The organism is Streptomyces sp. NBC_01260 (genome assembly GCF_036226405.1).
Lineage (GTDB): Bacteria > Actinomycetota > Actinomycetes > Streptomycetales > Streptomycetaceae > Streptomyces > Streptomyces laculatispora.
Genome location: NZ_CP108464.1, coordinates 2,360,893 through 2,387,742 on the forward strand (window position 1 = coordinate 2,360,893; position 26,850 = coordinate 2,387,742).

23 protein-coding genes are annotated in these 26,850 nt (G+C 72.3%); 10 read left to right on the forward strand and 13 right to left on the reverse strand.

Annotated features, from left to right (window positions below; translation table 11 throughout):
* Window positions 1-6: 6 nt before the first annotated feature.
* The 5 genes from OG322_RS10015 to OG322_RS10035 all read right to left on the reverse strand — a co-directional run bounded on the left by OG322_RS10015 (window position 7) and on the right by OG322_RS10035 (window position 5,367).
* Complete coding sequence (locus tag OG322_RS10015; RefSeq protein WP_329306315.1) at window positions 7-1,065, reverse strand: alpha/beta fold hydrolase; 1,059 nt, start codon at window positions 1,063-1,065, stop codon at window positions 7-9.
* A gap of 101 nt (window positions 1,066-1,166) precedes the next feature.
* Window positions 1,167-2,867, reverse strand: coding sequence for an acyl-CoA mutase large subunit family protein (locus tag OG322_RS10020; RefSeq protein WP_123461716.1), 1,701 nt, complete (start codon window positions 2,865-2,867; stop codon window positions 1,167-1,169).
* A 94-nt stretch (window positions 2,868-2,961) separates the two neighbouring features.
* A complete protein-coding gene (locus OG322_RS10025) occupies window positions 2,962-3,294 on the reverse strand; it encodes a DUF3817 domain-containing protein (RefSeq protein ID WP_124285057.1) in 333 nt (110 codons plus the stop codon).
* A gap of 65 nt (window positions 3,295-3,359) precedes the next feature.
* Window positions 3,360-3,869 (reverse strand): MarR family winged helix-turn-helix transcriptional regulator, encoded by a 510-nt coding sequence (locus tag OG322_RS10030; protein ID WP_123462495.1) that lies wholly within the window; start codon window positions 3,867-3,869, stop codon window positions 3,360-3,362.
* A 10-nt stretch (window positions 3,870-3,879) separates the two neighbouring features.
* Window positions 3,880-5,367, reverse strand: a complete 1,488-nt coding sequence (locus OG322_RS10035) for an MFS transporter (RefSeq protein ID WP_185095400.1) — start codon at window positions 5,365-5,367, stop codon at window positions 3,880-3,882.
* Between the two features lie 73 nt (window positions 5,368-5,440).
* Here OG322_RS10035 and OG322_RS10040 point away from each other — a divergent pair, with 73 nt between their 5' ends.
* Entirely contained in the window at window positions 5,441-6,439 is a 999-nt protein-coding gene (locus OG322_RS10040) for an ArsR/SmtB family transcription factor (RefSeq protein WP_123461714.1), read from the forward strand.
* Between the two features lie 54 nt (window positions 6,440-6,493).
* On the opposite strand, the gene OG322_RS10045 is transcribed toward OG322_RS10040, so the two are convergent.
* Both OG322_RS10045 and OG322_RS10050 read right to left on the reverse strand, forming a co-directional pair.
* Entirely contained in the window at window positions 6,494-6,787 is a 294-nt protein-coding gene (locus OG322_RS10045) for an MTH1187 family thiamine-binding protein (protein ID WP_123461713.1), read from the reverse strand.
* Window positions 6,784-7,134, reverse strand: coding sequence for a DUF3817 domain-containing protein (locus OG322_RS10050; RefSeq protein WP_123461712.1), 351 nt, complete (start codon window positions 7,132-7,134; stop codon window positions 6,784-6,786). The genes OG322_RS10045 and OG322_RS10050 overlap by 4 nt, the downstream gene beginning before the upstream one ends.
* Window positions 7,135-7,311: 177 nt before the next feature.
* On the opposite strand from OG322_RS10050, the gene OG322_RS10055 reads away from it, so the two are divergent.
* The 4 genes from OG322_RS10055 (at window position 7,312) to OG322_RS10070 (ending at window position 9,950) form a co-directional block, all read left to right on the forward strand.
* Window positions 7,312-7,944 carry an AIM24 family protein gene (locus tag OG322_RS10055; RefSeq protein WP_123461711.1) on the forward strand — a complete coding sequence of 211 codons (633 nt, stop codon included), beginning with the start codon at window positions 7,312-7,314 and terminating at the stop codon, window positions 7,942-7,944.
* On the forward strand, window positions 7,944-8,594 hold the full coding sequence (locus OG322_RS10060) for an AIM24 family protein (RefSeq protein ID WP_124285056.1): 651 nt from the start codon (window positions 7,944-7,946) through the stop codon (window positions 8,592-8,594). Before OG322_RS10055 ends, OG322_RS10060 begins: the two co-directional genes overlap by 1 nt.
* Window positions 8,591-9,355: an AIM24 family protein gene (locus OG322_RS10065; protein WP_123461709.1), complete on the forward strand. Its 765-nt coding sequence runs from the start codon at window positions 8,591-8,593 to the stop codon at window positions 9,353-9,355. Before OG322_RS10060 ends, OG322_RS10065 begins: the two co-directional genes overlap by 4 nt.
* Before the next feature lie 124 nt (window positions 9,356-9,479).
* On the forward strand, window positions 9,480-9,950 hold the full coding sequence (locus tag OG322_RS10070) for a MarR family winged helix-turn-helix transcriptional regulator (protein WP_123461708.1): 471 nt from the start codon (window positions 9,480-9,482) through the stop codon (window positions 9,948-9,950).
* A gap of 29 nt (window positions 9,951-9,979) precedes the next feature.
* On the opposite strand, the gene OG322_RS10075 is transcribed toward OG322_RS10070, so the two are convergent.
* Window positions 9,980-11,434, reverse strand: coding sequence for a sensor histidine kinase (locus OG322_RS10075; protein WP_329306316.1), 1,455 nt, complete (start codon window positions 11,432-11,434; stop codon window positions 9,980-9,982).
* Window positions 11,431-12,090, reverse strand: a complete 660-nt coding sequence (locus OG322_RS10080) for a response regulator transcription factor (RefSeq protein ID WP_123461706.1) — start codon at window positions 12,088-12,090, stop codon at window positions 11,431-11,433. The genes OG322_RS10075 and OG322_RS10080 overlap by 4 nt, the downstream gene beginning before the upstream one ends.
* Before the next feature lie 120 nt (window positions 12,091-12,210).
* Between OG322_RS10080 and OG322_RS10085 the strand changes: the two genes are divergently transcribed.
* A complete protein-coding gene (locus tag OG322_RS10085; protein ID WP_123461705.1) occupies window positions 12,211-12,828 on the forward strand; it encodes a PepSY domain-containing protein in 618 nt (205 codons plus the stop codon).
* 33 nt (window positions 12,829-12,861) lie between these two features.
* Here OG322_RS10085 and OG322_RS10090 read toward each other — a convergent pair whose 3' ends face one another.
* From OG322_RS10090 to OG322_RS10105, 4 genes are all read right to left on the reverse strand, one after another.
* Window positions 12,862-15,099, reverse strand: coding sequence for a protein kinase domain-containing protein (locus tag OG322_RS10090; protein WP_329306317.1), 2,238 nt, complete (start codon window positions 15,097-15,099; stop codon window positions 12,862-12,864).
* A complete protein-coding gene (locus OG322_RS10095; protein ID WP_329306318.1) occupies window positions 15,096-17,552 on the reverse strand; it encodes a serine/threonine-protein kinase in 2,457 nt (818 codons plus the stop codon). Before OG322_RS10095 ends, OG322_RS10090 begins: the two co-directional genes overlap by 4 nt.
* Window positions 17,553-17,767: 215 nt before the next feature.
* The gene (gene meaB, locus OG322_RS10100) at window positions 17,768-18,727 is read right to left on the reverse strand and encodes a methylmalonyl Co-A mutase-associated GTPase MeaB (protein ID WP_123461703.1); all 960 of its coding nucleotides are present in this window, start codon (window positions 18,725-18,727) and stop codon (window positions 17,768-17,770) included.
* Window positions 18,728-18,773: 46 nt separating this feature from the next.
* Entirely contained in the window at window positions 18,774-19,976 is a 1,203-nt protein-coding gene (locus tag OG322_RS10105; RefSeq protein ID WP_124285052.1) for an acetyl-CoA C-acetyltransferase, read from the reverse strand.
* A gap of 134 nt (window positions 19,977-20,110) precedes the next feature.
* Between OG322_RS10105 and mce the strand changes: the two genes are divergently transcribed.
* The 4 genes from mce to OG322_RS10125 all read left to right on the forward strand — a co-directional run bounded on the left by mce (window position 20,111) and on the right by OG322_RS10125 (window position 26,850).
* Window positions 20,111-20,539 (forward strand): methylmalonyl-CoA epimerase, encoded by a 429-nt coding sequence (gene mce / locus OG322_RS10110; protein ID WP_123461701.1) that lies wholly within the window; start codon window positions 20,111-20,113, stop codon window positions 20,537-20,539.
* 244 nt (window positions 20,540-20,783) lie between these two features.
* A complete protein-coding gene (scy, locus tag OG322_RS10115) occupies window positions 20,784-24,566 on the forward strand; it encodes a polarized growth protein Scy (RefSeq protein WP_123461700.1) in 3,783 nt (1,260 codons plus the stop codon).
* A gap of 188 nt (window positions 24,567-24,754) precedes the next feature.
* Complete coding sequence (locus tag OG322_RS10120; protein ID WP_123461699.1) at window positions 24,755-25,693, forward strand: cellulose-binding protein; 939 nt, start codon at window positions 24,755-24,757, stop codon at window positions 25,691-25,693.
* A 119-nt stretch (window positions 25,694-25,812) separates the two neighbouring features.
* Window positions 25,813-26,850 (forward strand): ATP-binding cassette domain-containing protein, encoded by a 1,038-nt coding sequence (locus OG322_RS10125; protein WP_329306319.1) that lies wholly within the window; start codon window positions 25,813-25,815, stop codon window positions 26,848-26,850.

Sequence of the window (26,850 nt, forward strand, 5' to 3'; positions counted from 1 at the left end):
CGCGGGCTACTTCTGCCAGGCGCAGCTGCCCAGCGTGGCCTTGTCCGCGGAGACCAGACGGTCCGCCCGCTTCGGCGTCATCAGCTTGGTGCGGTCGTTGTGGCAGACGACGGTGCGGTCGCCCTGTCCGGCCAGGTCCACCAGGATCTGGTCCCAGTGGCGGTACTGGACGTCATGGCCGGAGTCGGCGTACGTACGGACCACCGGGGTGACCGGCAGCGCCTTGCGCCAGGTGGCGAGGCTGGCCGGCGGGACGGTGGTGTCCTTGTCGCCGCCGTACAGGTAGACGGGTGCCTTCAGCTTCGACAGGTCGGGGCCGGGGCGCTCGCAGTAGAGCTTCTGCTCGTGCACCTGCGGGGCCGGATCGGACTTCTGGCCGCGCTGGTTGTACGTGCGGGCGCCCTCCTCGTACGCGGTGTCGGCGAATCCCGGGATGGACTTGACGGCACTGTCGTCGGGGAACGCCCACCAGGAGCGCGGGTCGGCGATCGAGTCCTTGACCGCGTCGGCGAGCGCGTCGTCGCTCAGACCGCAGTACGCGGCCTTCTCGCCGTACGGCGGGAGCGCGGCGGCCAGATGGAGGGCCTTGATCCGGCCGGGGGCGCGGGCGGCGAGCTCGGCGGCGTACGGTCCGCCGCCGGAGATCGCGATCACCGAGACCTTCTTGACGCCGATCCGGTCCAGGACCTCCAGGGCGTCCTTCGCGAAGTCGGCCTTGCCGAGGGACGGGTCGTACTCCGTGTCGCCGAAGCCGTTGCGCTCCACGGAGATCAGCCGGATGCCGAACGACTCCCGGGTGGACCGGAAGAAGTCCGTCATGTGCGCGGCGCGCGCGCTGGTGCCGGTGCCGCCGATGTAGAGGACCGGGGTACCGCCCCGGCGCCCCTCGTCGATGTAGTGCGCGGTCCGGCCGCCGGAGAGCTTCGCGGCCTTCACATCCGGGCCGAGCGAGTCGAAGGCGTCCTGCACCCTCGGCTTCGGTGCCGGTGCGGCGCTGACCGCCGTCGAACCGCTGACCAGCAGCGTTCCGAGTACGGCGAGTGCGGCGCCCGCGGCCGCTGTCATTCTCCCGGACAGTCTCACTGTGTTCCTCCAGAGGGATACGAGTATCGCGGCTGCGCCTACCCGGGCCCCTGGAGGTGACACCTGTAACTACCAACTACCTGTCAGAAGCCGGGCGGCTCCGTGTAGGTGCCCCATTCCTCTCGCAGCACCCCGCAGATCTCACCGAGGGTCGCCTCGGCCCGTACGGCGTCGAGCATCGGGGCGATCATGTTGGAGCCGTCGCGGGCGGCGGCCAGCATCGCGTCCAGCGCGGCACCCACCCGGGCGTCGTCGCGGCCGCCCTTGCGGCCGGCGAGCTCGCTGACCTGGTCGCGCTCGACCTCGTGGCTGACCCGCAGGATCTCCAGGTCCCCGGTCACCGAACCGTGATGGACGTTGACGCCGACGACCCGCTTGTCGCCCTTCTCCAGCGACTGCTGGTAGCGGAAGGCGGATTCGGCGATCTCGCCGGTGAACCAGCCGTCCTCGATGCCGCGCAGGATGCCGGAGGTCATCGGCCCGATCGGGTGCTGCCCGTCCGGGTGGGCCCGGGTGCCGCGCTCCCTGATCTGCTCGAAGATCTTCTCGGCGTCCGCCTCGATCCGGTCGGTGAGCTGCTCCACGTACCAGGAACCGCCCAGCGGGTCGGCCACGTTGGCGACGCCGGTCTCCTCCATCAGCACCTGCTGGGTGCGCAGGGCGATCTCTGCGGCCTGCTCGGAGGGGAGCGCGAGGGTCTCGTCGAGGGCGTTGGTGTGCAGGGAGTTGGTGCCGCCGAGGACGGCGGAGAGCGCCTCGACCGCGGTCCGTACGACGTTGTTGTACGGCTGCTGGGCGGTGAGCGAGACCCCGGCGGTCTGGGTGTGGAAGCGGAGCCACTGCGCCTTGTCGGTCTTCGCGCCGTACGTCTCCTTCATCCAGCGGGCCCAGATCCGGCGGGCCGCGCGGAACTTGGCGATCTCCTCGAAGAAGTCCAGGTGCGCGTCGAAGAAGAAGGAGAGGCCGGGTGCGAAGGTGTCGACGTCCATCCCGCGGGAGAGACCGAGCTCCACGTAGCCGAAGCCGTCGGCGAGGGTGTACGCCAGCTCCTGCGCGGCCGTGGCTCCGGCCTCGCGGATGTGGTAGCCGGAGACGGAGAGCGGCTTGTAGGCGGGGATGTCGCGGGCGCAGTGCTCCATCAGGTCGCCGATGAGGCGCAGATGGGGCTCGGGCTGGAAGAGCCACTCCTTCTGCGCGATGTACTCCTTGAAGATGTCCGTCTGGAGCGTGCCGTTGAGCACGGCCGGGTCGACGCCCTGGCGCTCGGCGGCGACCAGGTACATGCAGAAGACGGGCACGGCCGGGCCGCTGATCGTCATCGACGTCGTGACGTCACCGAGCGGGATGTCCTTGAAGAGGACCTCCATGTCGGCGGCGGAGTCGATGGCCACACCGCAGTGGCCGACCTCGCCGAGCGCGCGGGGGTCGTCCGAGTCGCGCCCCATCAGCGTCGGCATGTCGAAGGCGACGCTCAGCCCGCCGCCGCCCGCGGCCAGGATCATCTTGTAGCGCTCGTTGGTCTGCTCGGCGTTGCCGAAGCCGGCGAACTGGCGGATCGTCCAGGTGCGGCCGCGGTAGCCGGTCGGGTGGAGCCCGCGGGTGAACGGGTACTCACCGGGCCAGCCGATCCGCTCGAACCCCTCGTACGCGTCCCCGGGCCGGGGGCCGTACGCGGGCTCGACCTGGTCCCCGGAGAGCGTGGTGAAGTCCGCGTCACGCTTGCGGGCCTTGTCGTAACGGGCCTGCCAGCGTTGGCGGCCTTCCTCGATCGCGTCAGCGTCCATGGTACGAATTTACTAGGACGTCCTAGTAAATGTCGATGGCAAACCGCCCAGCGCTTTGCGCGGGGCGGTTCGAAACGCGTACGGAAGGTGCGCCTCAGGCCTTCGCGGGGACCGGGGCGGCGTCCGCGAGCAGCGGCTCGACCTCACGGACGACCTTGCGCTCGACGAAGAACGCGGCCGTCGGGATCGTGCCGGCGATCAGCACCCAGAGCAGCTTGCCCATCGGCCACTTCGCCTTGGAGCCGAGGTCGAAGGCGAAGACCAGGTAGATGATGTAGAGCACGCCGTGGAGCTGCGAGACGACGAGCGTCAGGCCCTCACCGGTGTCGAAGCCGTACTTGAAGATCATGCAGGTGCAGAGCACCAGCAACATGACGGCGGTGACGTAGGCCATCACCCGGTACCGGGTCAGCACGCTGCGTTTCATGCCATCGAGCCTAACCGGCCGCCCGGGGCGATCTTGCAGCGGGCCGGGGCCCGGAATCCCGTCTCTCAGATCTCCTCGAAGTCCTGGGCCGCGATCCGCAGCGGCCGCAGCAGGGCGAAGATCTCGCCGCACTCCTCGGCGTCGTAGGCCCCGAGCCCGAACTCCATCGCGACCAGGTCCTCGGTGGCGGCCTCGACGACCTCGCGGCCCTTGTCCGTGATGGAGGCGAGCGTGCCGCGGCCGTCGTTCGGGTTGGGGCGCTTGTCGACCAGTCCGGAGCGCACCAGCCGGTCCACGGTGTTCGTGACGGACGTGGGGTGGACCATCAGCCGCTCGCCGATCTTGGACATCGGCAGCTCACCGGCCTTGGAGAAGGTGAGCAGGACCAGCGCCTCGTACCGTGCGAAGGTCAGCCCGTACGGTTTGACCACCGCGTCGACCTCCGCGAGCAGGATCTGCTGCGCACGCATGATCGAGGTGATCGCCCCCATGGAGGGGACCGGACCCCAGCGCTGCTGCCAGAGTTCGTCGGCGCGGGCGATGGGATCGAAGGGGAGACTGAGCGGCTTCGGCACGGCATCGACCTTACCCACTGGCCATATGCTGGTCCTCCCCATCTCGAACTTCGGTACGAATATGGTGGGTGGGTGCGGTTCTGCGGACCTCCGCCACGAGCAGCAGCAGGCACAGGGTGCCCAGGACTCCGGCCCCGGCGACCACCTGGTGCACCGGGAAGAACTCGGCGGCCAGCCCCGCGAGGGCCATGCCCGCGCCCTGGAGCGTCATCAGTCCGGCGGTGAGCAAGGTCATGGCCCGGCCGCGCAGCTCGTCCGGTACGGCCTCGACGAACCACTGGTCGAGCCCGATGATGTACGCCGACCCCGCACCGGCCAGCACCAGCGCGACGGCGATCGGCACGATGCCGGGACTGACCCCGTACAGCAGGAAGGGCAGCAGCCCCACCGCCGCGACCGGCAGCACGATCAGGGAGCGGACGCGCGGGCTCAGCACCGCGCCCACGTACAGCTCGGCGGCGATCTGGCCGACCGGCATCGCGCACATCAGCAGCCCGAGCGCGACGGTGCCCGCGCCGATCTCGTCGGCGTAGGGGGCGGCCAGCGCCTCCGGGGCGACGACGAACGCCGGGGGCAGCCAGAAGAGCAGCAGCAGAGCGCGGATCCGGCGGTTGCCGAGGACGAGGCGGGCCCCGGAGAGCGACTCCCTGAGCAGGGTGCCGCCCTGACCGCCGCCGGCCCGGGCGGGCCGGTTCCGGGTGCCGAGGCGGAGGAGGGCGGCCGAGCCGAGGAAGGTGGCGACGGTGATCGTGATCGCGCCGCGCGGCGCGACCACCGCCAGCAGCAGCCCGCCCACGCCGAAGCCGGCGAGCAGCGCGCTCTGCGAGACGATCCGCAGCAGCGAGCGGCCCAGTACGTACAGGTCGTCCTCGCCGAGGATGTCGGCGAGCGCGGCCATCCTCGTGCCGGTGAAGACGGGCGACACCGCGGCCACCAGGCAGCGCAGCACCAGCAGTGCGGCGACGGGGGTGCCCGGCAGCACCATCACGGCGACGCAGCCCGCGCAGATCAGGTCGCACGTGACCAGGACCCGGCGGGCGGGGTAGCGGTCGGCGATCCCGCTGAACAGGGTGCCGCCGACGAGGTAGGGCAACATGCCGAGCGCGAAGGTGAGGGCGCTGAGCAGCGGCGATGCGGTGAGTTCGTACACGAGGACGGTGAGCGCCAGCTCACTGACCACGACGCCGAGCAGCGAGAGCAGGTGCGCGGCGAAGACGGCCCGGAACTCGCGGACGGCGAAGACGGCACGGTAGCCGCGCGGCGCTCCCCCGGCGGGCGGGGAAGTGAGCGGGGCGGTGGCCCGGAGCGCGGCCGGTTCGCTCGGGTCGGGGGGACCGGCGCGCTCCGGGTGCGGTGCCGGGAGAGGGGCCGCTCCGGTGCGGATGGTGCTCGCGGGGCGCAGGGCGGGCGGCCCGGCCCGGTGCGGGTCCGGCCGTTCGCGGGGTGTGTCCGGCGCGTCGCGGGGGCCGCCCGCCAGGGGGTCGGTGTCTCTCGGCATGGACGCAGCCTGCGGGAGCGGGGCAGCCGCTCCGTAGACTTTCGGTCCACACCGAATCTTCCGAGGCCCGCGTATGCCGTTCCATCTGCATTTCGACGAGAGCGATCTGCTCCGCTGCCGGTTCGCGCTCTCCCCGCTCGGGGAGACGCAGGCCGCCGTGCGGGTGCTGGCCACGCCGGAGCGTCAGGGCTACCAGCTGCCGTGGCTGCGCCGGATCCGGCACGCGGCCGCCGGGCTCGACCTCGGGCCGCTGTGGCTCCTGATGAACGAGAGCGGTCACAGCCCGGACTTCTTCTGCCCGCCTCCGCTGGGGCCCCTGGCCTCGTTCGAGGAGGAGATCGCGGGGGTGCGGGCGGTCGACCCTCAGCTGGCCCGGGAGGACATGGCCTGGGCGCTGTCCGACCGGCCCGGAGCGCTGGACTCCCCCGCCGGGCAGGCGCTGCTGGCCGATCCCGCGCGGACGGTGCGGGAGCTGGCCGATCTGCTGGAGCAGGCCTGGCGGGTACTGATCGAACCGCACTGGCCGCGGCTGCGGGCCCTGCTGGAGGCGGATGTGGCGTATCACTCGCGACGGCTCGCCGCGGTCGGCTTCGAGCGGCTGCTGGGTGAACTGAGCCCGCAGCTGAGCTGGTCGGAGTCGACGCTCACCATCGCCCGCACGGCCGGCCGGCACTCCCGGGTGCTCGGCGGGCAGGGCCTCGTGCTGATGCCCAGCGTCTTCGCCTGGCCGAATGTGGTCGGCGGGTTCGAGGCGCCCTGGCTGCCCGCGGTCATCTATCCGGCCCGCGGCATCGGCGGACTGTGGACGGAGCCTGGCGACCGCACCCCGGGCGTGCTCGCCCGGCTGCTCGGCCGGGCCCGCGCCGACGTGCTGTGCGCGCTCGACGAACCGGCCGGCACCAGCGCGCTCGCCCACCGGCTCGGCCTCGCGCCGTCCACCGTGTCGGAGCATCTGTCGGTGCTGCGGTCCGCGGGACTGCTGACGTCGCGCAGGTACGGCCACCAGGTGCTGTACGAGCGGACGCCGCTCGGGATCGCCCTGGCGGTACCGCAGCACGGGGCGCGGGAATGACGTGAGCCCCCGGCCGGCTGCGGCGGGGGGCTCACGGGGTACAGGGCGGGGGCGTCAGCCGGCGAGGTACCGCTCGACCGTCTCGACCTTGGAGGTCAGACCGTCGGTCACACCGGGGCGGATGTCGGCCTTCAGGACGAGGGAGACCCGTCCGGCCCGCGCCTCGACGGCCTCGACGGCGCGCTTGACGACGTCCATGACCTCGTCCCACTCCCCCTCGATGGAGGTGAACATGGCGTCCGTCCGGTTGGGCAGCCCGGACTCGCGGACGACGCGGACGGCGTCGGCGACGTAATCACCGACGTCCTCGCCGACACCCAGCGGGCTGACGGAAAAGGCGACGATCATGCGCTGACCGTGCCTTCCCGGCGGGCGCGGGCGGCGATGACGCCGTCGGCCTCGTAGCGCTTCAGCGCCTTGTCGCCGTACAGCCCGCCGAACGGCAGCAGCGCGAGCAGGAAGAAGAACGCGACGCGCTTGAGCGGCCACTTGGTCTTGGACCAGACGTCCAGCAGCAGGACGGCGTAGATCACGAAGAGCACGCCGTGCAGGATGCCGAGCGGCATCATCAGGAAGTCGATGTCCGAGACCCGGCTCAGGATCGATCCGAAGATGATCAGCGCCGGGAAGGAGAGCGCCTCGGGAATCGAGATGAGGCGCAGCCGGTGCAGGGCGGTAGCGGTCTTGATGTCCACGGGGGCACCTTCGGTGGGAGGACGGTGACAGCTTGTGAACGCAGGCACAAGCGCGACCATTGTGGCACCGGCACCGGCCCGGCGGTGCCGCGGGGGCCGTTTCGCGCACTTCGGGGACTTCTTGTACCCAATCGCCGGACGAGTTCGATTTCCGGCGGCTACCGTCGCACCGTGGCAATGTTCCGACTCCAAGGCAGCAAGACGCTCGCCGTCGACCTGACCGGCGACGCCGTCAAGGCGAAGAACGGTTCGATGGTCGCGTACGACGGCCGGATGGCGTTCAAGAAGATGACCGGCGGCGGTGAGGGCCTGCGCGGCATGGTGACCCGCCGGCTGACCGGCGAGCAGATGGCCGTGATGGAGGTGACCGGGCAGGGCACCTGCTACTTCGCCGACCGTGCGAGCGAGATCAATCTCGTCTCGCTGCGCGGCGAGAAGCTGTACGTCGAGGCGAGCAATCTCCTGTGCACCGACGCAGGGCTGCGTACCGGCACGACTTTCACCGGACTGCGCGGCGGTGCGACGGGCAACGGCCTGTTCACCACCACCGTCGAGGGAACCGGCCAGGCGGCGATCATGTCGGACGGCTCGGCCGTGGTCCTGCGGGTCTCCGCCCAGTACCCGCTCTTCGTCGACCCGGGCGCCTACATCGCCCACCAGGGCAGCCTCCAGCAGCACTTCCAGTCCGGGGTGAACTTCCGGACGCTGATGGGCGAGGGATCGGGCGAGTCCTTCCAGATCCGCTTCGAGGGCGAGGGGCTCGTCTACGTCCAGCCCAGCGAGCGGAACACGATCGGGGGCGATGTCTGATGCCGTTCCGCGAGATCAACTCGAAGATGGTCGAGGCGACGGTGCTCCCCGGCCAGAAGATGTTCAGCCAGCGCGGCGCGATGCTGGCCTACCGCGGCGAGGTGTCGTTCACCCCGAACATCCAGGGCGGTCAGGGCGGGGTGATGTCGATGATCGGCCGCCGGATGGCGAACGAGGCGACCCCGCTGATGACGGTCGAGGGGAGCGGCACGGTGATGTTCGGTCACGGCGGCCATCACATCCAGGTGATCAACCTGGCCGGGGACACCCTCTACGTGGAGGCCGACCGGCTGCTCGCCTTCGACGGCACGCTCCAGCAGGGCACGATGTTCATGGGCTCGCAGGGCGGCGTGATGGGCATGGTGCGCGGCCAGGTGAGCGGGCAGGGCCTGTTCACCACGACGCTCAAGGGGCACGGCGCGGTGGCGGTGATGGCGCACGGCGGGGTGATCGAGCTGCCGATCGCGCCGGGCCGCGAGGTGCATGTGGATCCGCAGGCGTACGTCGCCCACCACGGCGACGTGCGCAACAAGCTCTCCACCGCGCTCGGCTGGCGCGACATGGTGGGGCGCGGCTCCGGCGAGGCGTTCCAGCTGGAGCTCAGCGGCAGTGGTGCGGTGTACGTCCAGGCGTCGGAGGAGAAGCTGTGAGCACGCCCGTGGTCTTCGATCCGATGACGCTGCCGTCGGACGACAACGTCAACTCGTACACCTTCTGCGTGGAGCTCAAGGGGAGCCAGTGGTTCCTGCAGAAGGGGAAGATGATCGCCTACTACGGGCGGATCGAGTTCAACGGCATCGGGCACGGCCGCTTCGAGCGGCTGATCCGTACGAGCTTCCACTCGCCGCTGCACGCGAGCGACTGGGTGGTGGCGGAGGGCAGCGGGAAGATGCTGCTCGCGGACCGGGCCTTCGATGTGAACTCCTACGACCTGGAGGACGGGAACCTGACGATCCGCTCCGGCAATCTGCTGGCCTACCAGCCGACTCTGGCGCTGAAGCAGTCGATCGTGCCGGGGTTCCTGACGCTGATCGGCACCGGGAAGTTCGTCGCGGCGTCCAACGGCCCGGTGGTGTTCATGGAGCCGCCGCTGCGGGTCGACCCGCAGGCGCTGGTGGGCTGGGCGGACTGCCCCTCGCCGTGCCACCACTACGACCACGGCTACATGGCCGGGGTGATGGGCGGACTGCGCGCCATGACCGGGATCGGCGGCGCCTCGGGCGAGGAGCACCAGTTCGAGTTCGTGGGCGCGGGTACGGTGCTGCTCCAGTCCACCGAGGTGCTGATGCCCGAGCAGTCGACGGGGGCGGTGCCGCAGCAGCCGGGGGTTCCGGGCGGCGGCGGTCAACCTGGGTCCACCCCCCGCGCCCCCGGCCAGCTGGGGGACCTCCAACGGCGCTTCGGGTTGTGAGCGGTACTCTGCGCAGTGTGACGCCGGACGTCCGTACAGCGCCCGCGGAACCCCGGCCGGCCCGTGCCGTGTGTCACAGCGAATGATTTCGTCCGGATTTCAACTTCTTAGGTAGAATCCATATATGGAGACCGAGACGGCCACCCGCTGGCTGAGCAACGCGGAGCAGTGCGCCTGGCGCACCCACCTGGATGTCAGCAGGCTGCTGATGCACCAGCTGGAGAAGGACCTCCAGCCGTTCGGCCTGACCAATAACGACTACGAGATTCTCGTCAACCTCTCGGAGTCCGACGACCAGCGCCTGCGGATGAGTGACCTCGCCACCGCCACCCTGCAGTCCAAGAGCAGGCTCTCGCACCAGATCACCCGTATGGAGAGCGCGGGCCTGGTCCGCCGGGAGAACTGCGAGTCCGACCGGCGGGGACTGTACGCGGTCCTCACCGAGGCCGGTGCGGAGACGATGCGCAAGGTGGCACCGCACCACGTGGCATCGGTGCGCAAGCACTTCATGGACCTGCTGACGCCGGAGGCGCTGGAGCAGCTGCACGCGGCCCTCGCCCCGGTCGCCGACCATCTGCGCGCGCGCCGCGTCTGAGGCAAGATCCGGAACACCGGGGGCGGCGCTCAGCGGGGGCCCGGCAGCCGCAGCTCGAACCGGGCGCCGCGCTCCCCCGCACCGGCCGCGGTCAGCCGGCCCCCGTGCCGGATGGCCACATCGCGGGCGATGGCGAGGCCCAGACCGGCCCCGCCGTCGTCGCGGGCGCGGGCGTCGTCGAGGCGCACGAAGCGTTCGAAGATCCGCTCGCGCTCCGCCTCCGGCACCCCGGCCCCGTCGTCCGAGACCTCGACGACCACACCACCACGTTCCACCCGCACCGCGACGGCCACCGAACTCTCCGCGTGCCGCTCGGCGTTGTCCAGCAGATTGCCGATCACCCGGGCCAACTGCCCGCGTGAACCGGTCACTTCCAGCCCGCCCGGCTCCGGCACGGACACCGTCACCGCGATCCGGTCGCCGATGCGCTGCGATACCTCCTCACGGACCAGTGCGCCGAGGTCCAGCCGCGCCTTCCCGGGCCGCTCCCCCGCGTCCAGCCGGGCCAGCAGCAGCAGATCGGCGGCGAGCACCTGGAGCCGTACGGTGTCGGCGACCGCACCCGCCACGTCCAGCAGCTCCGGGTGCGCGGCACCCACCTCCAGCTGGGTGCGGAGCGAGGCGATCGGGGAGCGCAGTTCGTGCGAGGCGTCCGCGACGAAGCGCCGCTGACGGTCGACGGAGGCCTCCAGGGCGGTGAGCGTCTCGTTGGTGGTACGGGCCAGCCGGGCGATCTCGTCGCGCGAACCGGGCTCCGGCACCCGCCTGCTCAGATCCTCGGACGCGGTGATCGCCGCCATCTCGCGCCGGATGCCCTCGACCGGGCGGAGCGCCCGCCGGGTCACCAGCCAGGTCACCCCGGCGACGACGAGCAGCACGACGGGCAGCCCGGCCAGCATCGCGCCGCGCACACTCGCGACGGCCCGCTGCTCCGCGGCGAGCGGGGCACCCGCGTGGACGGTCAGGGTCAGCCCGGCGGAGTTCGTCGCCTCCACGGAGGCGAACCGGTAGTCGGCGGTGTCGCCGTCGACGGTGGCGGCGCCGTTGCGGAAGTCCGGTTCGTCGGTGGAGACCTCACCGCGGCCGGGGTCGGCGCTCACGCCGTCGTCATCGTCGTCGTCGCGGCCACCGTGACCACCGTGGTCATCGCCCTTCTCCGGGACGGCGGACGCGGGCTGCGGGGTGACCCGGTCGGTGCCGGTGCCGGAGATCGCGTCCAGGTCCTCGGAGACGGCGACCACCCGGCCGTCCTCGTCGGTCACCTGGACCGGATGGTCCTCCTCGTCGCCCATGTCCAGCTTGTCGTACGGCACGTCGAGGGCCAGCTGCCCGGCGGTCTCGCGGGCCGCCACCTCGGCCTGGAGGCCCGCCTGGTCGGTGAGGTTGGCGCGCAGGACCAGCAGCACGCCGAGCCCGGCGGCGACGACCGCGAGGGCGACGACCACCGTCGCACCGAGCGCCGCCCTGGCCCGTACCGATCTCACAGCGCCTCCAGCCGGTAGCCGGCGCCGCGCACCGTACGGATGGCGGCCGCGCCGAGCTTGCGGCGCAGGGTGCTCACGTACACCTCGACGATGTTCGGGTCGCCGTCGTAGGCGAAGTCCCAGACGTGTTCCAGGATCTCCGCCTTGCTCACCACCTGCCCGGCCCGCAGCGCGAGCTGTTCGAGCACGGCGAACTCCTTGGCCGTGAGCACGACCTCGTCCTCGCCGAGACGGACCCGGCGGGCGGCGGTGTCCATCCGCAGGGAGCCGACGGTGACCACCGGCGAGGCGGAACCACCGCGCCGGCGCAGCAGCGCGCGGACCCGGGCCACCAGCACCACGTAACTGAACGGCTTGGTCAGATAGTCGTCGGCACCGGTGTCGAGCCCCTCCGCCTCGTCGTACTCCCCGTCCTTCGCCGTCAGCATCAGGATGGGCACCTCGTGGCCGGCGGCGCGCAGCGCGGCGCACACCCGGTAGCCGTTCATCCCCGGCAGCATGATGTCGAGGACGACGAGGTCGTACGCGCCCTCGGAGGCCCGGTGCAGCCCTTCGAGCCCGTCGTGCACGACATCCACGGCGAATCCCTCGGCGGTGAGCCCCCGGGCCAGGGAGATCGCCAGCCGCTTCTCGTCCTCCACGATCAACAGGCGCATGTGCACAGCCTCGCAAACGAAAGCTGAAGAGGGCTTCAGGTGGCTTCAGGCTGCGTTCAGCATCACCCCGGCAGTGTGGACCTCGTCGCAACGGACCCATCCGATCGGGGAGGACCCCTCATGAAGCGAAAGATCGTCATCGCCGCCGTCACCGCGGCCGTACTCGTCGGCGGCGGAGCTGCCACGGCCGTCGCCCTCGCGGGCGGCGACAGCAACGGCGGCGACGCCCGTACCTCCGCCGGGAGCAGCACGGCGAGCGGTGACGCCGCCCGCGTCGCGGTCGGTGACGCGGCCGAGGCCGCCGTCCGGGCCGTCCCGGGCACGGTGACCGAGGCCGAGCTCGACGACGAGGACGGCCGCCTCGTCTGGGAGCTCGATGTGTACGGCTCCGACAAGGCCTGGCACGACGTGACGGTGGACCCGGGCAACGGCAGGGTGCTCGGCAAGCACGTCGACAACGACGACGACGGCGACCGGCACGCGCCCCGCAAGACCTCCGTCACGCTCGACCGGGCGGTCGGCGCCGCGCTCGGGACGGCCCCGGGCACGGTGACCTCGATCGAGCTGGAGGATCACGACGGCCGCAGCGGCGGGGCGGTGCACTGGGAGGTCGACGTCCGGGGCAAGGACGGCGGCGAACACGAGCTGAACGTCGACGCGAAGACGGCGAAGGTCACGGTGGACCGGTCGCACGACGGCCACGGGGACCATGACGGGGACGACCGGGACGACGACTGAGGAAAGCACCGCCGCGGTGCCGGCCGAGAGACCCTAGGGGACGTAACCGGAGACGACCGTGCCGTCGTCGAAGGTGAGGAACACGACGTCACCGACGGCCAGCAGCTGCGGCGGGCCCTCGGGCGGGTAGGGGACGCCGGTGTACCCGGTGGTGTTCGTCGGCTCCCCGTCCGTCCGCCGGTACGTGCCCACCCCCGAGCCCCTGGCCGCGAGGATCCGGTCTCCCGCCACCGACGGAATGCCGCCCCGGTAGACCGGGTTCCCCGACCACTTCGGACGGCCGTCGGCCACGTCGAAGGCGTGCAGGCGATCGTCGCTGTCGACCACCACGGTCCCGTCGTCGGTCAGCGCCACCGGGTATCGGACCGCGATCCCCTCGGCGATGATCCGGTGTGCCCGGGGCCGGGTCACGTCGTTCATGACGGCGACTCCCCTCCCCACCGCCCGGCAGACCAGCAGGCGGCCCTTGAGCGCCGGGTCCCGGCAGGGGAAGTCGTTCGCGGAGAGCTGCTCCTGCACGGTGCCCGTCGGCCCGTCGAGGATCCGGGTGTCTCCCGCGACCACGACCAGCCGCCCGTCGTCGGCGACCAGGGTGGGCCGGGTCCCGGCGTAGGGCTTGTTCCACAGTTCGCCCCGGTCGCCCGTGAGCCGGCGGGCGGCCAGCCTGCCGGTGGCCGGGGTGCCGCCGCGGGTGGCGTAGTAGAGGGTGGTGCCGTCCTGGACGGCGGCCGAGCCGGTGTGCCCGGCGGGCAGTTTCGCGCGCCACTGCTCCCGGCCGTCCGTGATCCGGTAGCCGACCAGGGCGTGGCCGACGAACGCGTACACGGTCCCCTTGGTGAAGCCGGCGACGACGGCCGCCGTGGCGCCCTGTGCCCCCTCCGGGGTCCGCCAGCGCTGTTCGCCGTCGGCCGCGTCGAGCGCGGTGACCCCCTTCGATCCTCCGCACAGCAGCGCCGACTCGGCAAGGCTGCAGCCGCCCGCGGCGCCCTCGACCGTGGCCTGCCACGCCTTCCAGCCCGCGGGCCGGACGGACTGGTCGGTTGCGGCCTTGCCGAAGTCCCCGGTCCGGCCGCTGTCGGCCCGGGGAAGCGCGCGAACGCCGACGGCCCCGGCGGCGTGGGACGGACCGGCGCCGGGACCCGTGGACCGGGCGCCGCCCCCCGGGTCACCGCCCCGGGGGGCGGGGTCCGGCCAGAGCGCATGGCCCAGCAGCAGGCAGACCGTGACCGCCAGGGCCACCAGCACCACCTGAAGCGTCCGGCGGCGGCCCGCCGGCGCGTCCGTCCCGGCCCCGGGCGCGGTGGCGGCGGCGAGCGGCGGGCGGGGCGGCAGTGGCGGCACGGCGGGCTCGGGCGCGGGCTCGGCCGGTGCCGAGTCGGCGCACTCCCTGGCCGCCCGCTCGTGTTCGGCCTGCTGGGCCCGTACCCCCGGTGTCCAGGGGAACGGGACGGACGGCTGCTCCGGGAGCAGCAGAGCGGCCAGCTCCCGCGGGGCGGGGCGCTCCTCGGGCCGCGTATCGAGGCACCGGGTGATCACCTCGCGCAACGGAGAGGGCACACCGGAGAGTTCGGCCTCCCCACGGGCGATCCGGAAGATCACCGCCGCCATGTCGGAGTCGTCGAACGGGCCGCGGCCCGCGGCCGCGAACGCCAGCACCGCGCCCAGACAGAACACGTCGGAGGCGGGCACCAGCGCCGACGAGCCGTTGACGTGCTCGGGCGAGATGTATCCGGGGCTGCCGACCACGACCCCGGTACGGGTCAGCTGCGTGGCGTCGAAGGCCTGGGCGATGCCGAAGTCGATCACCTTGGGCCCGTCGGGGCCCAGGAGCACGTTGCCCGGTTTGAGGTCGCGGTGCAGCACCCGTACGGCGTGCATGTCGGCGAGCGCCAGGGCCAGGCCGGTGCCCATGGCCCGCACCACCTGCTCGGGCAGCGGCCCGCCCCGGGCCACCGCCTCGGCAAGCGAGGGGCCAGGGACGTACTCGGTGGCGAGCCAGGGAATCCGGCCCGTCGAGTCACCCCCGACGAACGCGGCGGTGCGGGGGCTGCGCACGGCGGCCGCCGCCTCGGTCTCCCGCCGGAACCGGACACGGAACCCGTCGTCCAGGTCGAGTTCGGCCCGTACGGTCTTCAGCGCGACAAGTCCTCCGGCGGGCTCCCCGGCCGGCCGGGCCAGGTACACCTCGCCCATGCCGCCCGCGCCGAGCAGGCCGAGAATCCGGTAGGGGCCGATCCGTGTCCGGGTGCCGGGGGCCAGGCGTTCGATCACGAGGCGGACGCGCCGGGCAGCGGGACGGAGAACACCCTGCCGCCGTGGTGAATGACGTACACGGCTCCGCCGACCGGCAGGACCTCCGGCGGCAGCACCTCGTCGGACATGAGGAGCCCCCACTGGAGCGTGTCGTAGTCCTTGCGCAGTTCGGGCCCCGGCGCCCCCTTGAGCACGGTGGTGCGCAGCGGACCGGGCTTGGACCCGTTGTGCAGGGCGACGCTGTACAGACTGGTGCTGTCCGCCCACACCAGGGTGTCCGCGACGATCATCGGGGACGAGACTGCGTTGATGCGGCTGCTGAACGATCTCCGGTCCAGCGGATAGCGGGCGAGGGCCGCGCCGTCGTCCCGCCGGGCCAGGACGATCTCCGGGTCGATGTCGTCCTCCTCCCAGGGGCGGGCGCCCCGGACCAGGACGACCACGTGGTCGTCCACGGCGACGAGCCCGGCCCCGTCGGTGAGTTCGTCCGGCAGCGGGATCTCACCGGCGGATTCGAGCGAGGGGGTGCCGAGCCGCTGGACGGCCATGTGCTCGCCCTCGGTGGAGTACGTGTACGCGGCGCAGTAGACGTGCGGGGCGCGGACGAGCGCGTCGTGGCACTGGGAGGTCTGCTCGCCCGTCGCGCGGCCGAGCTCCGCGCCGTCCTCGGTGCGCAGGGCGCGCAGCCCGCCTTGGCCGAGCAGGTAGAGCATCTTGTCCCTGGTGGCCAGCGGCCAGAAGTCGTACCCCTCGGCCTTCGCGAGGTCCTCGCCCACCAGCGGTCTGCGCCACTTCTCCTTGCCGGTGGCGAGGTCGAACCCTGCGATCCGGGCACCTTGCGGGGTGGGGCCGACAGCCGCGAAGACCAATCCGTCGGCCACCAGCGGTGCGCTCTCGAAGCCGTGGGCGGAACCTGCGCGGACCTCCCAACGGACCTTCCCGGTACGGGAGTCCAGCGAGACGAGCCGGTCTCCGGAGGCGAGCAGGACCTGATCGCCGTAGACCGCGGGCCGGGTCGATCCGGACGGCATGAAGACCTGCCCCGTGGGGCTGATGCGGGCGCCGGCCTCATCGGCGTCCAGTCGGGCCGAGTAGTCCCACAGCTTCTTTCCGTCGGACGGCGAGAGCGCCTCGTACGAGCCGGCCGTGTTGCGGCAGACCAGCACGTCCCGGCCCGCCGCGCAGCCGAACGGATGCCCGGTCACCCTGCTCCGCCAGGGGTGCCACCCGGCCGGGCGGACGTCACGGCCGTACGGGACGGTGCCGGAGCCCTCCCGGCCGCCCTGGGCGTCGATGCCGGCGAGCACCGCGGCCGGCTTCTCCGGATCGCCGTCGCCGCCCTCGTCGCCGCCACGCAGCGCCAGCAGGCCGCCGGTCGCGGCTCCGAGCAGGGCGAGCGCGACGAGGGCCGCCACGAGGTTGCGGCGCCGCCGGGAGCGCGGAGGCTCGCCCAGCCCCGGTCCCTGGGTGGGCGCCACATGCAGACCCGGCGCGAAATCCGTCCCCCGCGTGGGCAGTTGATGGGGCGCCGCCCGGCTCCCCGTGGCCGCCTCGGTGGGTGTGTAGCCCGGCAGCAGCGGCCCGTCCAGCGCGCTGACCCGGGCCAGCTCCCGTCCGTACTCCGCGATCTGCCCGCCCACCGGGGCGGGCCACTCGGCGGCGGCGCCCGGGGTGAGCCGGCCGGCCAGTTCGGCGGCCGTGGGGCGGGCGGCGGGGTCGGCGCTCAGGCAGTCCTCCAGGACCGCGCGCAGCCCCTCGGGCACCTCCTCCAGGTCGGCCTCGACGTACTTGACCCGGTAGAGGACCGCGGCGACGGGCCCGTCCCCGAACGGATCGCGGCCGGTGGCGGCGAAGCAGAGCACGGAGGCGAGGCAGAAGACGTCGGAGGCCGCGACGACGCGTCCGCTGCCCGCCACGTGCTCCGGCGACATGAAGGCGGGGCTGCCGACCATCCGGCTGGTGGTGGTGAGCGGGGTGCTGCCGGCGTCCCGGGCGATCCCGAAGTCGATGAGGCGCGGACCGTCGGCGGCGAGCATCACGTTGCCGGGCTTGACATCGCGGTGGACGATGCCCGCCGCGTGGACGGCCGCCAGGGCGCGGGCGAGTCCGGCGCCCAGCATCCGCACCTCGGCCTCGTCCATCGCGCCCGCCCCCCGGACGGCGGCGGACAGGGTGGGTCCGGCGACGTACTCGGTGGCGAGCCAGGGCACTTCGGCGTCGGCGTCCCCGTCGAGCAGCGAAGCGAGACGGGGCCCGGTGACGGACCGGGCGACGGTGATCTCGCGGCGGAAGCGGTCGCGGAAGCCGGGGTCCCCCGCCACGTCGCGGCGGACGGTCTTGACGGCGGCCGGGCCGGACCCGTCACCCCGGTCGCCGAGGAAGACCTCCCCCATGCCGCCCGCGCCGAGCCGGGCCCGTATCGCGTACGGGCCGATCCGTCTGGGCGAGTCCTCCCGCAGCGGACCCAGCATGTGTCGCTCCCCCCCTGGCACGCATGACACGTGACCGGCGGCAATCGTGTCACGGACGGGGCGGGTGCGGCAGGGCGGGAAGACGTGAACGGCGCACTCCCGCCCCACGGCTGACGTGTTGTCAGCCATGGGGCGGGAGTGCGCCGCTTCCGGGTCCGGCCGGGCCCGTTCCCGGTGCGGCCCGCACGCCGCACCGGGAACGGGGGCGGAACCGCTCAGGCCTCCCCGGTCAGCCCCGCCACCAGTTCGTCCGCCGCCGTGTACGGGTCGAGCCGGCCCGCCACGATGCGCTCCGCGAGAGCGCCGAGGCGGCGGTCGCCGTGCAGGTCGCCGATGCGTTCGCGGAGCCGGGTGACCGCGATCGTCTCGACCTCGTGGGCGGCGCGGGACGCGCGCCGCTCGGCGAGCACTCCGTGCTCCTCCATCCACGCCCGGTGCTTCTCCAGCGCCTCGACGACCTCGTCGATGCCCTCGCCCCGGGCGGCGACCGTCTTCACGATCGGCGGCCGCCAGTCGCCGGGGCCCCGGGACGCCCCGAGGCCCAGCATGTGGTTGAGCTCGCGGGCGGTGGCGTCCGCACCGTCCCGGTCGGCCTTGTTGACCACGTACACATCGCCGATCTCCAGGATTCCGGCCTTGGCCGCCTGGATGCCGTCGCCCATACCGGGGGCGAGCAGGACGACGGAGGTGTCGGCCTGGGAGGCGATCTCCACCTCCGACTGGCCGACGCCCACGGTCTCCACCAGGATCACGTCGCAGCCGGCCGCGTCCAGCACCCGGATCGCCTGCGGTGCCGACCAGGCGAGGCCGCCCAGATGTCCGCGGGTGGCCATGGAGCGGATGTAGACGCCCGGATCGGAGGCGTGGTCCGACATCCGGACCCGGTCGCCGAGCAGGGCGCCGCCGGAGAAGGGCGACGACGGGTCGACGGCGAGCACGGCGACCCGCTTGCCCTGCCGCCGGTACGCGGAGACGAGCGCCGACGTGGATGTCGACTTGCCGACACCGGGCGATCCGGTCAGGCCGACCACATAGGCGTTGCCCGCCAGCGGCGCCAGGGCCGCCATCACCTCGCGCAGCTGCGGCGATGCCCCCTCCACCAGGGAGATGAGCCGGGCCACGGCCCGCGGCCTGCCCTCGCGGGCCTGCTCCACCAGGGTGGGGACGTCCACCATCACCGCTCCGTCTCCTCGCTCGCTGCGTGTTTCTGCGTACTACGTGCTACTTGCCCGGAACGCGGAGGATCAGCGCATCGCCCTGACCGCCGCCGCCGCACAGCGCCGCCGCTCCGGTGCCGCCGCCGCGCCGCTTCAGCTCCAGCGCCAGGTGCAGCACCACGCGGGCGCCGGACATCCCGATCGGGTGACCGAGCGCGATGGCGCCGCCGTTGACGTTGACCTTGTCGGAGGTCACGCCGAGGTCCTTCATGGACTGGACGGCGACGGCCGCGAACGCCTCGTTGATCTCGATGAGGTCGAGGTCCTCGACGCCGATGCCCTCCTTCTTGAGGGCGTGCCGGATCGCGTTGGACGGCTGGGACTGGAGCGAGTTGTCCGGGCCCGCCACATTGCCGTGGGCGCCGATCTCGGCGATCCAGTCCAGGCCCAGCGCCTCGGCCCTGGCCTTGCTCATGACGACGACCGCGGCGGCGCCGTCGGAGATCTGCGAGGAGGTGCCCGCGGTGATCGTGCCGTCCTTGGCGAAGGCGGGGCGCAGCTTGCCGAGGGACTCCGCGGTCGTCTCGGCCCGGATGCCCTCGTCCTTGGAGAAGAGGACCGGGTCGCCCTTGCGCTGCGGGATCTCGACCGGGGTGATCTCGGCCTCGAAGAGGCCGTTCTTCTGGGCGGCGGCGGCCCGCTGGTGGGACTGGGCGCCGATCTCGTCCTGGGCCGCGCGGTCCAGCCCGAGGCGGGTGTTGTGCTTCTCGGTGGACTCACCCATCGGGATGTTCTCGTAGGCGTCGGTCAGGCCGTCGTGCGCCATGGAGTCGAGCATCTCGATCGCGCCGTACTTGTGGCCCTCGCGCGACTTCGGGAGCAGGTGCGGGGCGTTCGTCATGGACTCCTGGCCGCCGGCCACGACGATGTCGAACTCACCGGCGCGGATCAGCTGGTCGGCCAGCGCGATGGCGTCGAGCCCGGAGAGGCACACCTTGTTGACGGTGAGCGCCGGAACGTTCATCGGGATGCCCGCCTTGACCGCGGCCTGCCGTGCCGGCATCTGCCCCGCCCCGGCCTGCAGCACCTGGCCCATGATCACGTACTCGACCTGGTCGCCGCCGATGCCGGCCCGCTCCAGCGCCGCCTTGATGGCGAAGGCTCCGAGGTCGGCCCCGGAGAAGCTCTTCAGCGAGCCGAGGAGCCGGCCCATGGGCGTACGGGCGCCCGCGACGATCACAGAGGTGGTACCGGTCGTTCCTGACATGAGGCGCAGCCCCTTGGATTGGTTGTGAACGAGGGTTTACTTGAATGTACTGAGCGGTACCGCCTCCGTCATCCGGCAGCGGGTGTGATCGCGCGCACGTTGCGTAACCATCCGCGGAGCGCTGCACTGGTCCCATGCTGACGCGAATCGACCACATCGGGATCGCCTGTTTCGACCTCGACGCCACTGTCGAGTTCTACCGCTCGACCTACGGGTTCGAGGTCTTCCACTCCGAGATCAACGAGGAGCAGGGCGTACGCGAGGCCATGCTCAAGATCAACGAGACGTCGGACGGCGGCGCCTCCTACCTCCAGCTGCTGGAACCGACCCGCGAGGACTCGGCCGTCGGCAAATGGCTGGCCAAGAACGGTGAGGGCGTGCACCACATCGCCTTCGGTACGGCCGACGTGGACGCGGACGCCGCGGACATCCGGGAGAAGGGTGTCAGGGTGCTGTACGACGAGCCCAGGACGGGTTCGATGGGGTCCCGGATCACCTTCCTGCACCCCAAGGACTGCCATGGCGTCCTCACCGAACTGGTCACGTCCCGGACGGAGCACTGACCGGGGGGATACCCGGCCCGGTAGAGTGGGCTGTTCCGGGCCGGGGCCGGGTCGGGGCCGCGCCGCGTCCTCAGCCGTTGATCTGTCACCATTCCCCGGGGGACCGTTCGCCGGCGAACGGTACTCGTTTGGAGTGTGTGACCAGGGTTGGGGTCTCCCCCTGCTCAGTGGGGTATCCCCTGCTCGAACGAAGTTGAGAGCTTGGGGAAGAAGTTGAGAGCTCGGGGAAGGATGGGACCGCGCAGTGCGGGGCTACGAACGCCAGGAGAGCCACCGAGCTGAAGACGACCATCTCTCGCGGTTCGAAGCCGAGATGGACCGGCTGAAGACCGACCGGGAGAAGGCCGTCCAGCACGCCGAGGACCTCGGTTACCAGGTCGAGGTCTTGCGCGCCAAGCTGCACGAGGCCCGCCGCAGTCTGGCGACCCGTCCCGCGTACGACAGCGCGGACATCGGCTACCAGGCGGAGCAGTTGCTCCGTAACGCCCAGGTCCAGGCCGACCAGCTGCGCAACGACGCCGAGCGCGAGCTGCGCGACGCCCGTGCGCAGACGCAGCGGATCCTGCAGGAGCACGCGGAGCACCAGGCCCGGCTCCAGGCGGAGCTGCACACCGAGGCCGTGCAGCGTCGCCAGCGGCTCGACCAGGAGCTGGCGGAGCGCCGCCAGACCGTCGAGTCCCACGTCAACGAGAACGTCGCGTGGGCCGAGCAGCTGCGGGCCAGGACCGAGTCCCAGGCCCGCCGGCTGCTGGAGGAGTCACGGGCCGAGGCCGAGCAGGCGCTGAGCGCCGCACGCGCCGAGGCGGGCCGGCTGGCGGACGAGACGCGGCAGCGGCTCGGTTCCGAGGCGGAGTCCGCCCGCTCCGAGGCCGAGTCGATCCTGCTGCGGGCCCGCAGGGACGCCGAGCGGATGCTGAACGCCGCCTCCAGCCAGGCGCAGGAGGCCACCGCTCACGCCGAGCAGCTGCGTACCTCGACGACGGCCGAGACCGAGCAGACCAGGCAGCAGACCGCCGAGCTGAACCGGACCGCCGAGCAGCGCATGCAGGAGGCCGAGACGCAGCTGCGCGAGGCCCGGGTGGAGGCCGAGAAGGTCCTGTCCGAGGCGAAGGAGGCCGCGGTCAAGCGGCTGGCCGGCGCCGAGTCGCAGAACGAGCAGCGCACCCGCACCGCCAAATCGGAGATCGCCCGGCTGGTCGGCGAGGCCACCAAGGACGCCGAATCGCTGAAGGCGGAGGCCGAGCAGTCGCTCGCCGACGCCCGTGCCGAGGCCGACCGGCTCCGTTCCGAGGCGGCCGACGCCGCGCGCACCGCCGCCGCGGAGGACGCCGCGGCCCAGCTCGCCAAGGCGGCCCGTGCCGCCGAGGAGGTGCTGACCAAGGCGTCGGACGACGCGAAGTCGACCACCCGGGCGGCGGGCGAGGAGGCGGACCGGATCCGCCGCGAGGCCGAGGCCGAGGCGGACCGGCTGCGCGGCGAGGCCGCCGAGCAGGCCGACCAGCTCAAGGGCGCGGCCAAGGACGACACCAAGGAGTACCGGGCCAAGACGGTCGAGCTCCAGGAGGAGGCGCGCAGGCTGCGCGGCGAGGCCGAGCAGCTGCGTTCCGAGGCGGTCGCCGAGGGCGAGCGGATCCGCGGTGAGGCCCGCCGGGAGGCCGTCCAGCAGATCGAGGAGGGCGCGCGGACCGCCGAGGAGCTGCTGGCCAAGGCGAAGGCCGACGCGGAGGAGCTGCGCGGCGCCGCGGGCACCGAGAGCGAACGGGTCCGGACCGAGGCCACCGAGCGGGCCGGCACGCTGCGCAAGCAGGCCGAGGAGGCCCTGGAGCGGGCCCGCGCCGAGGCCGAGACCCTGCGCACCGAGTCCGAGGAGCAGGCCGCCTCGACGACGTCCGCGGCCGAGCAGGCGGCGGCGGAGCTCCGCGAGGAGACCGAGCGCGCGGTCGCGGCGAGGCAGGCCGAGGCGGCCGACGAGCTGGCCCGGCTGCACACCGAGGCCGAGACCAGGGTCACCACGGCCGAGCAGACGCTGGGCGAGGCGCGCACCGACGCGGAGCGCGTCCGGCGCGAGACGAACGAGGAGTCCGAGCGGCTGCGCACCGAGGCCGCCGAGCGGCTGCGCACCCTCCAGGAGCAGGCCGAGGCCGAGGCCCAGCGGCTGCGCGACGAGGCCGCGGCCGATGCCTCGCAGTCCCGCGCGGAGGGCGAGAACGTCGCCGTACGGCTGCGCAGCGAGGCGGCCGCCGAGGCGGAGCGGCTGAAGACCGAGGCGCAGGAGAGCGCCGACCGGGTGCGGTCGGAGGCCGCGGCCGCGGCCGAGCGGGTGGGCACGGAGGCCGCCGAGGCGCTGGCCGCTGCCCAGGAGGAGGCGAACCGGCGCCGCCGCGAGGCGCAGGAGACCCTCGACGCGGCGCGTGGCGAGGCGAACCAGGAGCGTGAGCGGGCCCGCGAGCAGAGCGAGGAGCTCCTCGCCTCCGCCCGCAAGCGGGTCGAGGAGGCGCAGGCCGAGGCCCAGCGTCTGGTCGAGGAGGCGGACAGCCGGGCGACCGAGATGGTCACCGCGGCCGAGCAGACCGCCCAGCAGGTACGGGATTCGGTCAGCGGGCTCCAGGAGCAGGCCGAGGCGGAGATCGCCGGGCTGCGCTCCACCGCCGAGCATGTCGCGGAGCGGACGAAGTCCGAGGCGCAGGAGGAGGCGGACCGGGTCCGCGCCGACGCCTACGCCGAGCGGGAGCGGGCCGGCGAGGACGCGGCCCGGATCCGCTCCGTCGCCAAGGAGGAGACCGAGGCCGCGAAGGCGATGGCCGAGCGGACGGTCTCCGACGCGATCACGGAGTCGGAGAAGCTGCGGGCCGACACCGCGGAGTACAGCCAGCGGATGCGTACCGAGGCGTCCGACGCCCTGGCCTCCGCCGAGCAGGATGCCTCGCGCAGCCGTGCCGAGGCCCGTGAGGACGCCAACCGGATGCGGTCGGAGGCGGCGGTCCAGGCCGACCGTCTGATGTCCGAGGCGACCGGTGAGAGCGAGCGCGTCCGTACCGAGGCGGCGCAGCAGGCGGCCAGGATCGGCGACGAGGCGGCGAGCGAGGCGGAGCGGCTGCGGGCGGAGGCGGCGGCGACCGTCGGTTCCGCGCAGGAGCACGCGGTCCGGACCCGCGAGGAGTCGGAGCGGCTGCGCGACGACGCCGAGGCCGCGGCCGAACAGATGCGTGCCGAGGCCCGCCAGGAGGCGGACCGGCTGCTCGACGAGGCGCGCGAATCGGCCTCGAAGCGCCGGGCCGACGCCGCGGAGCAGGCCGACCAGCTGATCAACAAGGCCCAGGAGGAGGCGCTGCGGGCCGCCACCGAGGCCGAGGAACAGGCCGACACGATGGTCGGGGCGGCCCGGAACGAGGCTGTCCGGATCACTTCCGACGCGACCGTCGAGGGCAACTCCCTGGTCGAGCGGGCCCGGACGGACGCGGACGAGCTGCTGGTCGGCGCCCGCCGGGACGCCACCGCCATCCGGGAGCGGGCCGAGGAGCTCAGGACCCGCATTGAGGGCGAGATCGAGGAGCTGCACGACCGTGCCCGGCGGGAGACCTCCGAGCAGATGAAGACGGCCGGCGAGCGCGTCGACAACCTGATGAGGGCGGCGACCGAGCAGCGCGAGGAAGCCGCTGCGAAGGCCAAGGAACTCCTGTCGGACGCCAGTTCGGAGGCGAGCAAGGTCCGGATCGCCGCCGTGAAGCGGGCCGAGTCGCTGCTGAAGGAGGCCGAGCAGAAGAAGGCCAGCCTGGTGCGCGAGGCCGAGAAGCTGCGGTCCGACGCCGAGTCCGAGGCCAAACGGACGGTGGACGAGGGCCGGCGCGAACTCGATGTCCTGGTGCGTCGGCGCGCGGACATCAACACGGAGATCTCCCGTGTCCAGGACGTACTGGAGGCGTTGGAGTCATTCGAGACCCCCACGGCAGGCGGTAAGGGCGCCGACGCCGTCAAGGCCGGCGCCACCGCGGGCAATCGTTCGAGTGGCAAGCCGTCCGATGGGTAGGACCTGTCCGGCGGGCTCCCGCGGTCCGGCAAGGACATTCAGCCCTCCGAGTGGCAAGGCTTGCGCGGGTTAGCCACTCAAAAGGGGTGTCATTCTCCAGATCAAACAGGCATCTGCTCGATGACACGCCGTCCGGGCCCCTAGGATTCCCCCTATCACCTCACCGGTCTTACTTCGACAGGAACCCCATGAGTGACCCTTCCTCCCCCTTCGGCTTCGAGCTCGTGCGGCGTGGTTACGACCGCGGTCAGGTGGATGACCGCATTACCAAGCTCGTCGCCGACCGTGATAGTGCTCTCGCCCGCATCACGTCTCTGGAAAAGCGCATCGAGGAACTGCACCTCGAAACGCAGAACGCCCAGGCCCAGGTGAGCGACGCGGAGCCGTCGTACGCCGGTCTCGGCGCGCGCGTGGAGAAGATTCTCCGCCTTGCCGAGGAGGAGGCGAAGGACCTGCGAGAAGAGGCCCGTCGCGCCGCCGAGCAGCACCGTGAGCTCGCCGAGTCCGCCGCCCAGCAGGTGCGCAACGACGCCGAGGCCTTCGCCGCCGAGCGCAAGTCCAAGGCCGAGGACGACGGCGTCCGCATCGTCGAGAAGGCCAAGGGCGAGGCCACCACGCTTCGTTCGGACGCCCAGAAGGACGCCGCCCAGAAGCGCGAGGAGGCCGACGCGCTCTTCGAGGAGACCCGCGCCAAGGCCGCCCAGGCCGCCGCGGACTTCGAGACCAACCTGGCCAAGCGCCGCGACCAGTCGGAGCGCGACCTCGCGTCCCGCCAGGCCAAGGCCGAGAAGCGTCTGGCCGAGATCGAGCACCGCGCCGAGCAGCTCCGCCTGGAGGCCGAGAAGCTCCGCACGGACGCCGAGCGCCGGGCCCGTCAGACGGTGGAGACCGCGCAGCGCCAGTCCGAGGACATCGTGGCCGACGCCAACGCGAAGGCCGACCGGATCCGCAGCGAGTCGGAGCGCGAGCTGGCGGCACTCACCAACCGCCGCGACTCGATCAACGCGCAGCTGACCAACGTCCGCGAGATGCTGGCGACGCTGACCGGCGCCGCGGTGGCCGCCGCCGGCACCCCCGCCGACGAGGAGCCCGCCTCCCGCGGCGTCCCGGCCCAGCAGACCCGCTGACGCCAGGGACAACGCGGTAACGACCGGTCGTCCCCCGACGCACCGGCCGGTCCGACTCCGACGCGCCCGGTTCCGCCCTTGTGGTGGCGCCGGGCGCGCGGCCGTTCTAGCGTGATCGCATGATCGAGCTTGACGGTCTCACCAAGCGTTTCGGCAGCAAGCTTGCCGTCGACCAGTTGTCGTGCCGGATCAAGCCGGGGATGGTGACGGGTTTTCTGGGGCCCAACGGGGCGGGCAAGTCCACCACGATGCGGATGATGCTCGATCTGGACAACCCCACCAGCGGATCGGTGCGCATCGACGGCAAGCACTACCGCGAGCTGGAAGAACCGCTGAAGTACATCGGTGCGCTGCTCGACGCCAAGTCGATGCACGGCGGTCGCAGCGCGTACAACAACCTGCTCTGTCTCGCGCAGAGCAACCGGATCCCGCAGAGCCGGGTGGCGGAGGTCCTGGACACCGTCGGTCTGACCGCGGTGGCGAGGAAGAAGTCCAAGGGCTTCTCGCTCGGCATGGGGCAGCGGCTGGGAATCGCCTCGGCACTGCTCGGCGATCCCGAGATCCTGATGTTCGACGAACCCGTCAACGGTCTGGACCCCGAGGGAATTCACTGGATCCGGAATCTGATGAAGGCGCTGGCCTCGGAAGGCCGGACGATCTTCGTCTCCTCGCACCTGATGAGCGAAATGGCGCTGACCGCGGATCACTTGATCGTGATCGGCCAGGGAAGGCTGCTGGCCGACACCTCGATGGCCGACTTCATCCACCAGAACTCCCGCAGCTACGTACGGCTGCGCTCGCCGCAGCAGGAGCGGCTGCGCGACGTACTGCACGCGGAGGGCATCATCGCGGTCGAGTCGGGCAACGGCACGCTGGAGGTCGACAGCGCCACCACCGAGGACCTGGGCGAGCTCGCGGCCCGGCACACCATCGTGCTGCATGAGCTGAGTTCCCAGCGGGCCTCGCTGGAGGAGGCCTTCATGCAGATGACGGCGGACTCCGTGGAGTACCACGCGCGCTCGGAACGAGGAGCCGCGCCGCCGCCGGCGGGACCGCACTGGGGCGACCAGTGGGGGCAGCCGCCCGGCGCCGCCCCCGGTCCGCCCGACAGCACTCCCGGGGCCCCCGGCGGGTCCGGCACCGGCAAGGGGGCATGA

Coding starts and splice junctions, on each gene's coding strand:
- OG322_RS10015 (WP_329306315.1), bottom strand. CDS start 1,065: ATGACAGCGGCCGCGGGCGCCGCACTCGCCGTACTCGGAACGCTGCTG.
- OG322_RS10020 (WP_123461716.1), bottom strand. CDS start 2,867: ATGGACGCTGACGCGATCGAGGAAGGCCGCCAACGCTGGCAGGCCCGT.
- OG322_RS10025 (WP_124285057.1), bottom strand. CDS start 3,294: ATGAAACGCAGCGTGCTGACCCGGTACCGGGTGATGGCCTACGTCACC.
- OG322_RS10035 (WP_185095400.1), bottom strand. CDS start 5,367: ATGCCGAGAGACACCGACCCCCTGGCGGGCGGCCCCCGCGACGCGCCG.
- OG322_RS10040 (WP_123461714.1), top strand. CDS start 5,441: ATGCCGTTCCATCTGCATTTCGACGAGAGCGATCTGCTCCGCTGCCGG.
- OG322_RS10045 (WP_123461713.1), bottom strand. CDS start 6,787: ATGATCGTCGCCTTTTCCGTCAGCCCGCTGGGTGTCGGCGAGGACGTC.
- OG322_RS10055 (WP_123461711.1), top strand. CDS start 7,312: ATGTTCCGACTCCAAGGCAGCAAGACGCTCGCCGTCGACCTGACCGGC.
- OG322_RS10060 (WP_124285056.1), top strand. CDS start 7,944: ATGCCGTTCCGCGAGATCAACTCGAAGATGGTCGAGGCGACGGTGCTC.
- OG322_RS10070 (WP_123461708.1), top strand. CDS start 9,480: ATGGAGACCGAGACGGCCACCCGCTGGCTGAGCAACGCGGAGCAGTGC.
- OG322_RS10080 (WP_123461706.1), bottom strand. CDS start 12,090: ATGCGCCTGTTGATCGTGGAGGACGAGAAGCGGCTGGCGATCTCCCTG.
- OG322_RS10085 (WP_123461705.1), top strand. CDS start 12,211: ATGAAGCGAAAGATCGTCATCGCCGCCGTCACCGCGGCCGTACTCGTC.
- OG322_RS10095 (WP_329306318.1), bottom strand. CDS start 17,552: ATGCTGGGTCCGCTGCGGGAGGACTCGCCCAGACGGATCGGCCCGTAC.
- meaB (WP_123461703.1), bottom strand. CDS start 18,727: ATGGTGGACGTCCCCACCCTGGTGGAGCAGGCCCGCGAGGGCAGGCCG.
- OG322_RS10105 (WP_124285052.1), bottom strand. CDS start 19,976: ATGTCAGGAACGACCGGTACCACCTCTGTGATCGTCGCGGGCGCCCGT.
- mce (WP_123461701.1), top strand. CDS start 20,111: ATGCTGACGCGAATCGACCACATCGGGATCGCCTGTTTCGACCTCGAC.
- OG322_RS10120 (WP_123461699.1), top strand. CDS start 24,755: ATGAGTGACCCTTCCTCCCCCTTCGGCTTCGAGCTCGTGCGGCGTGGT.
- OG322_RS10125 (WP_329306319.1), top strand. CDS start 25,813: ATGATCGAGCTTGACGGTCTCACCAAGCGTTTCGGCAGCAAGCTTGCC.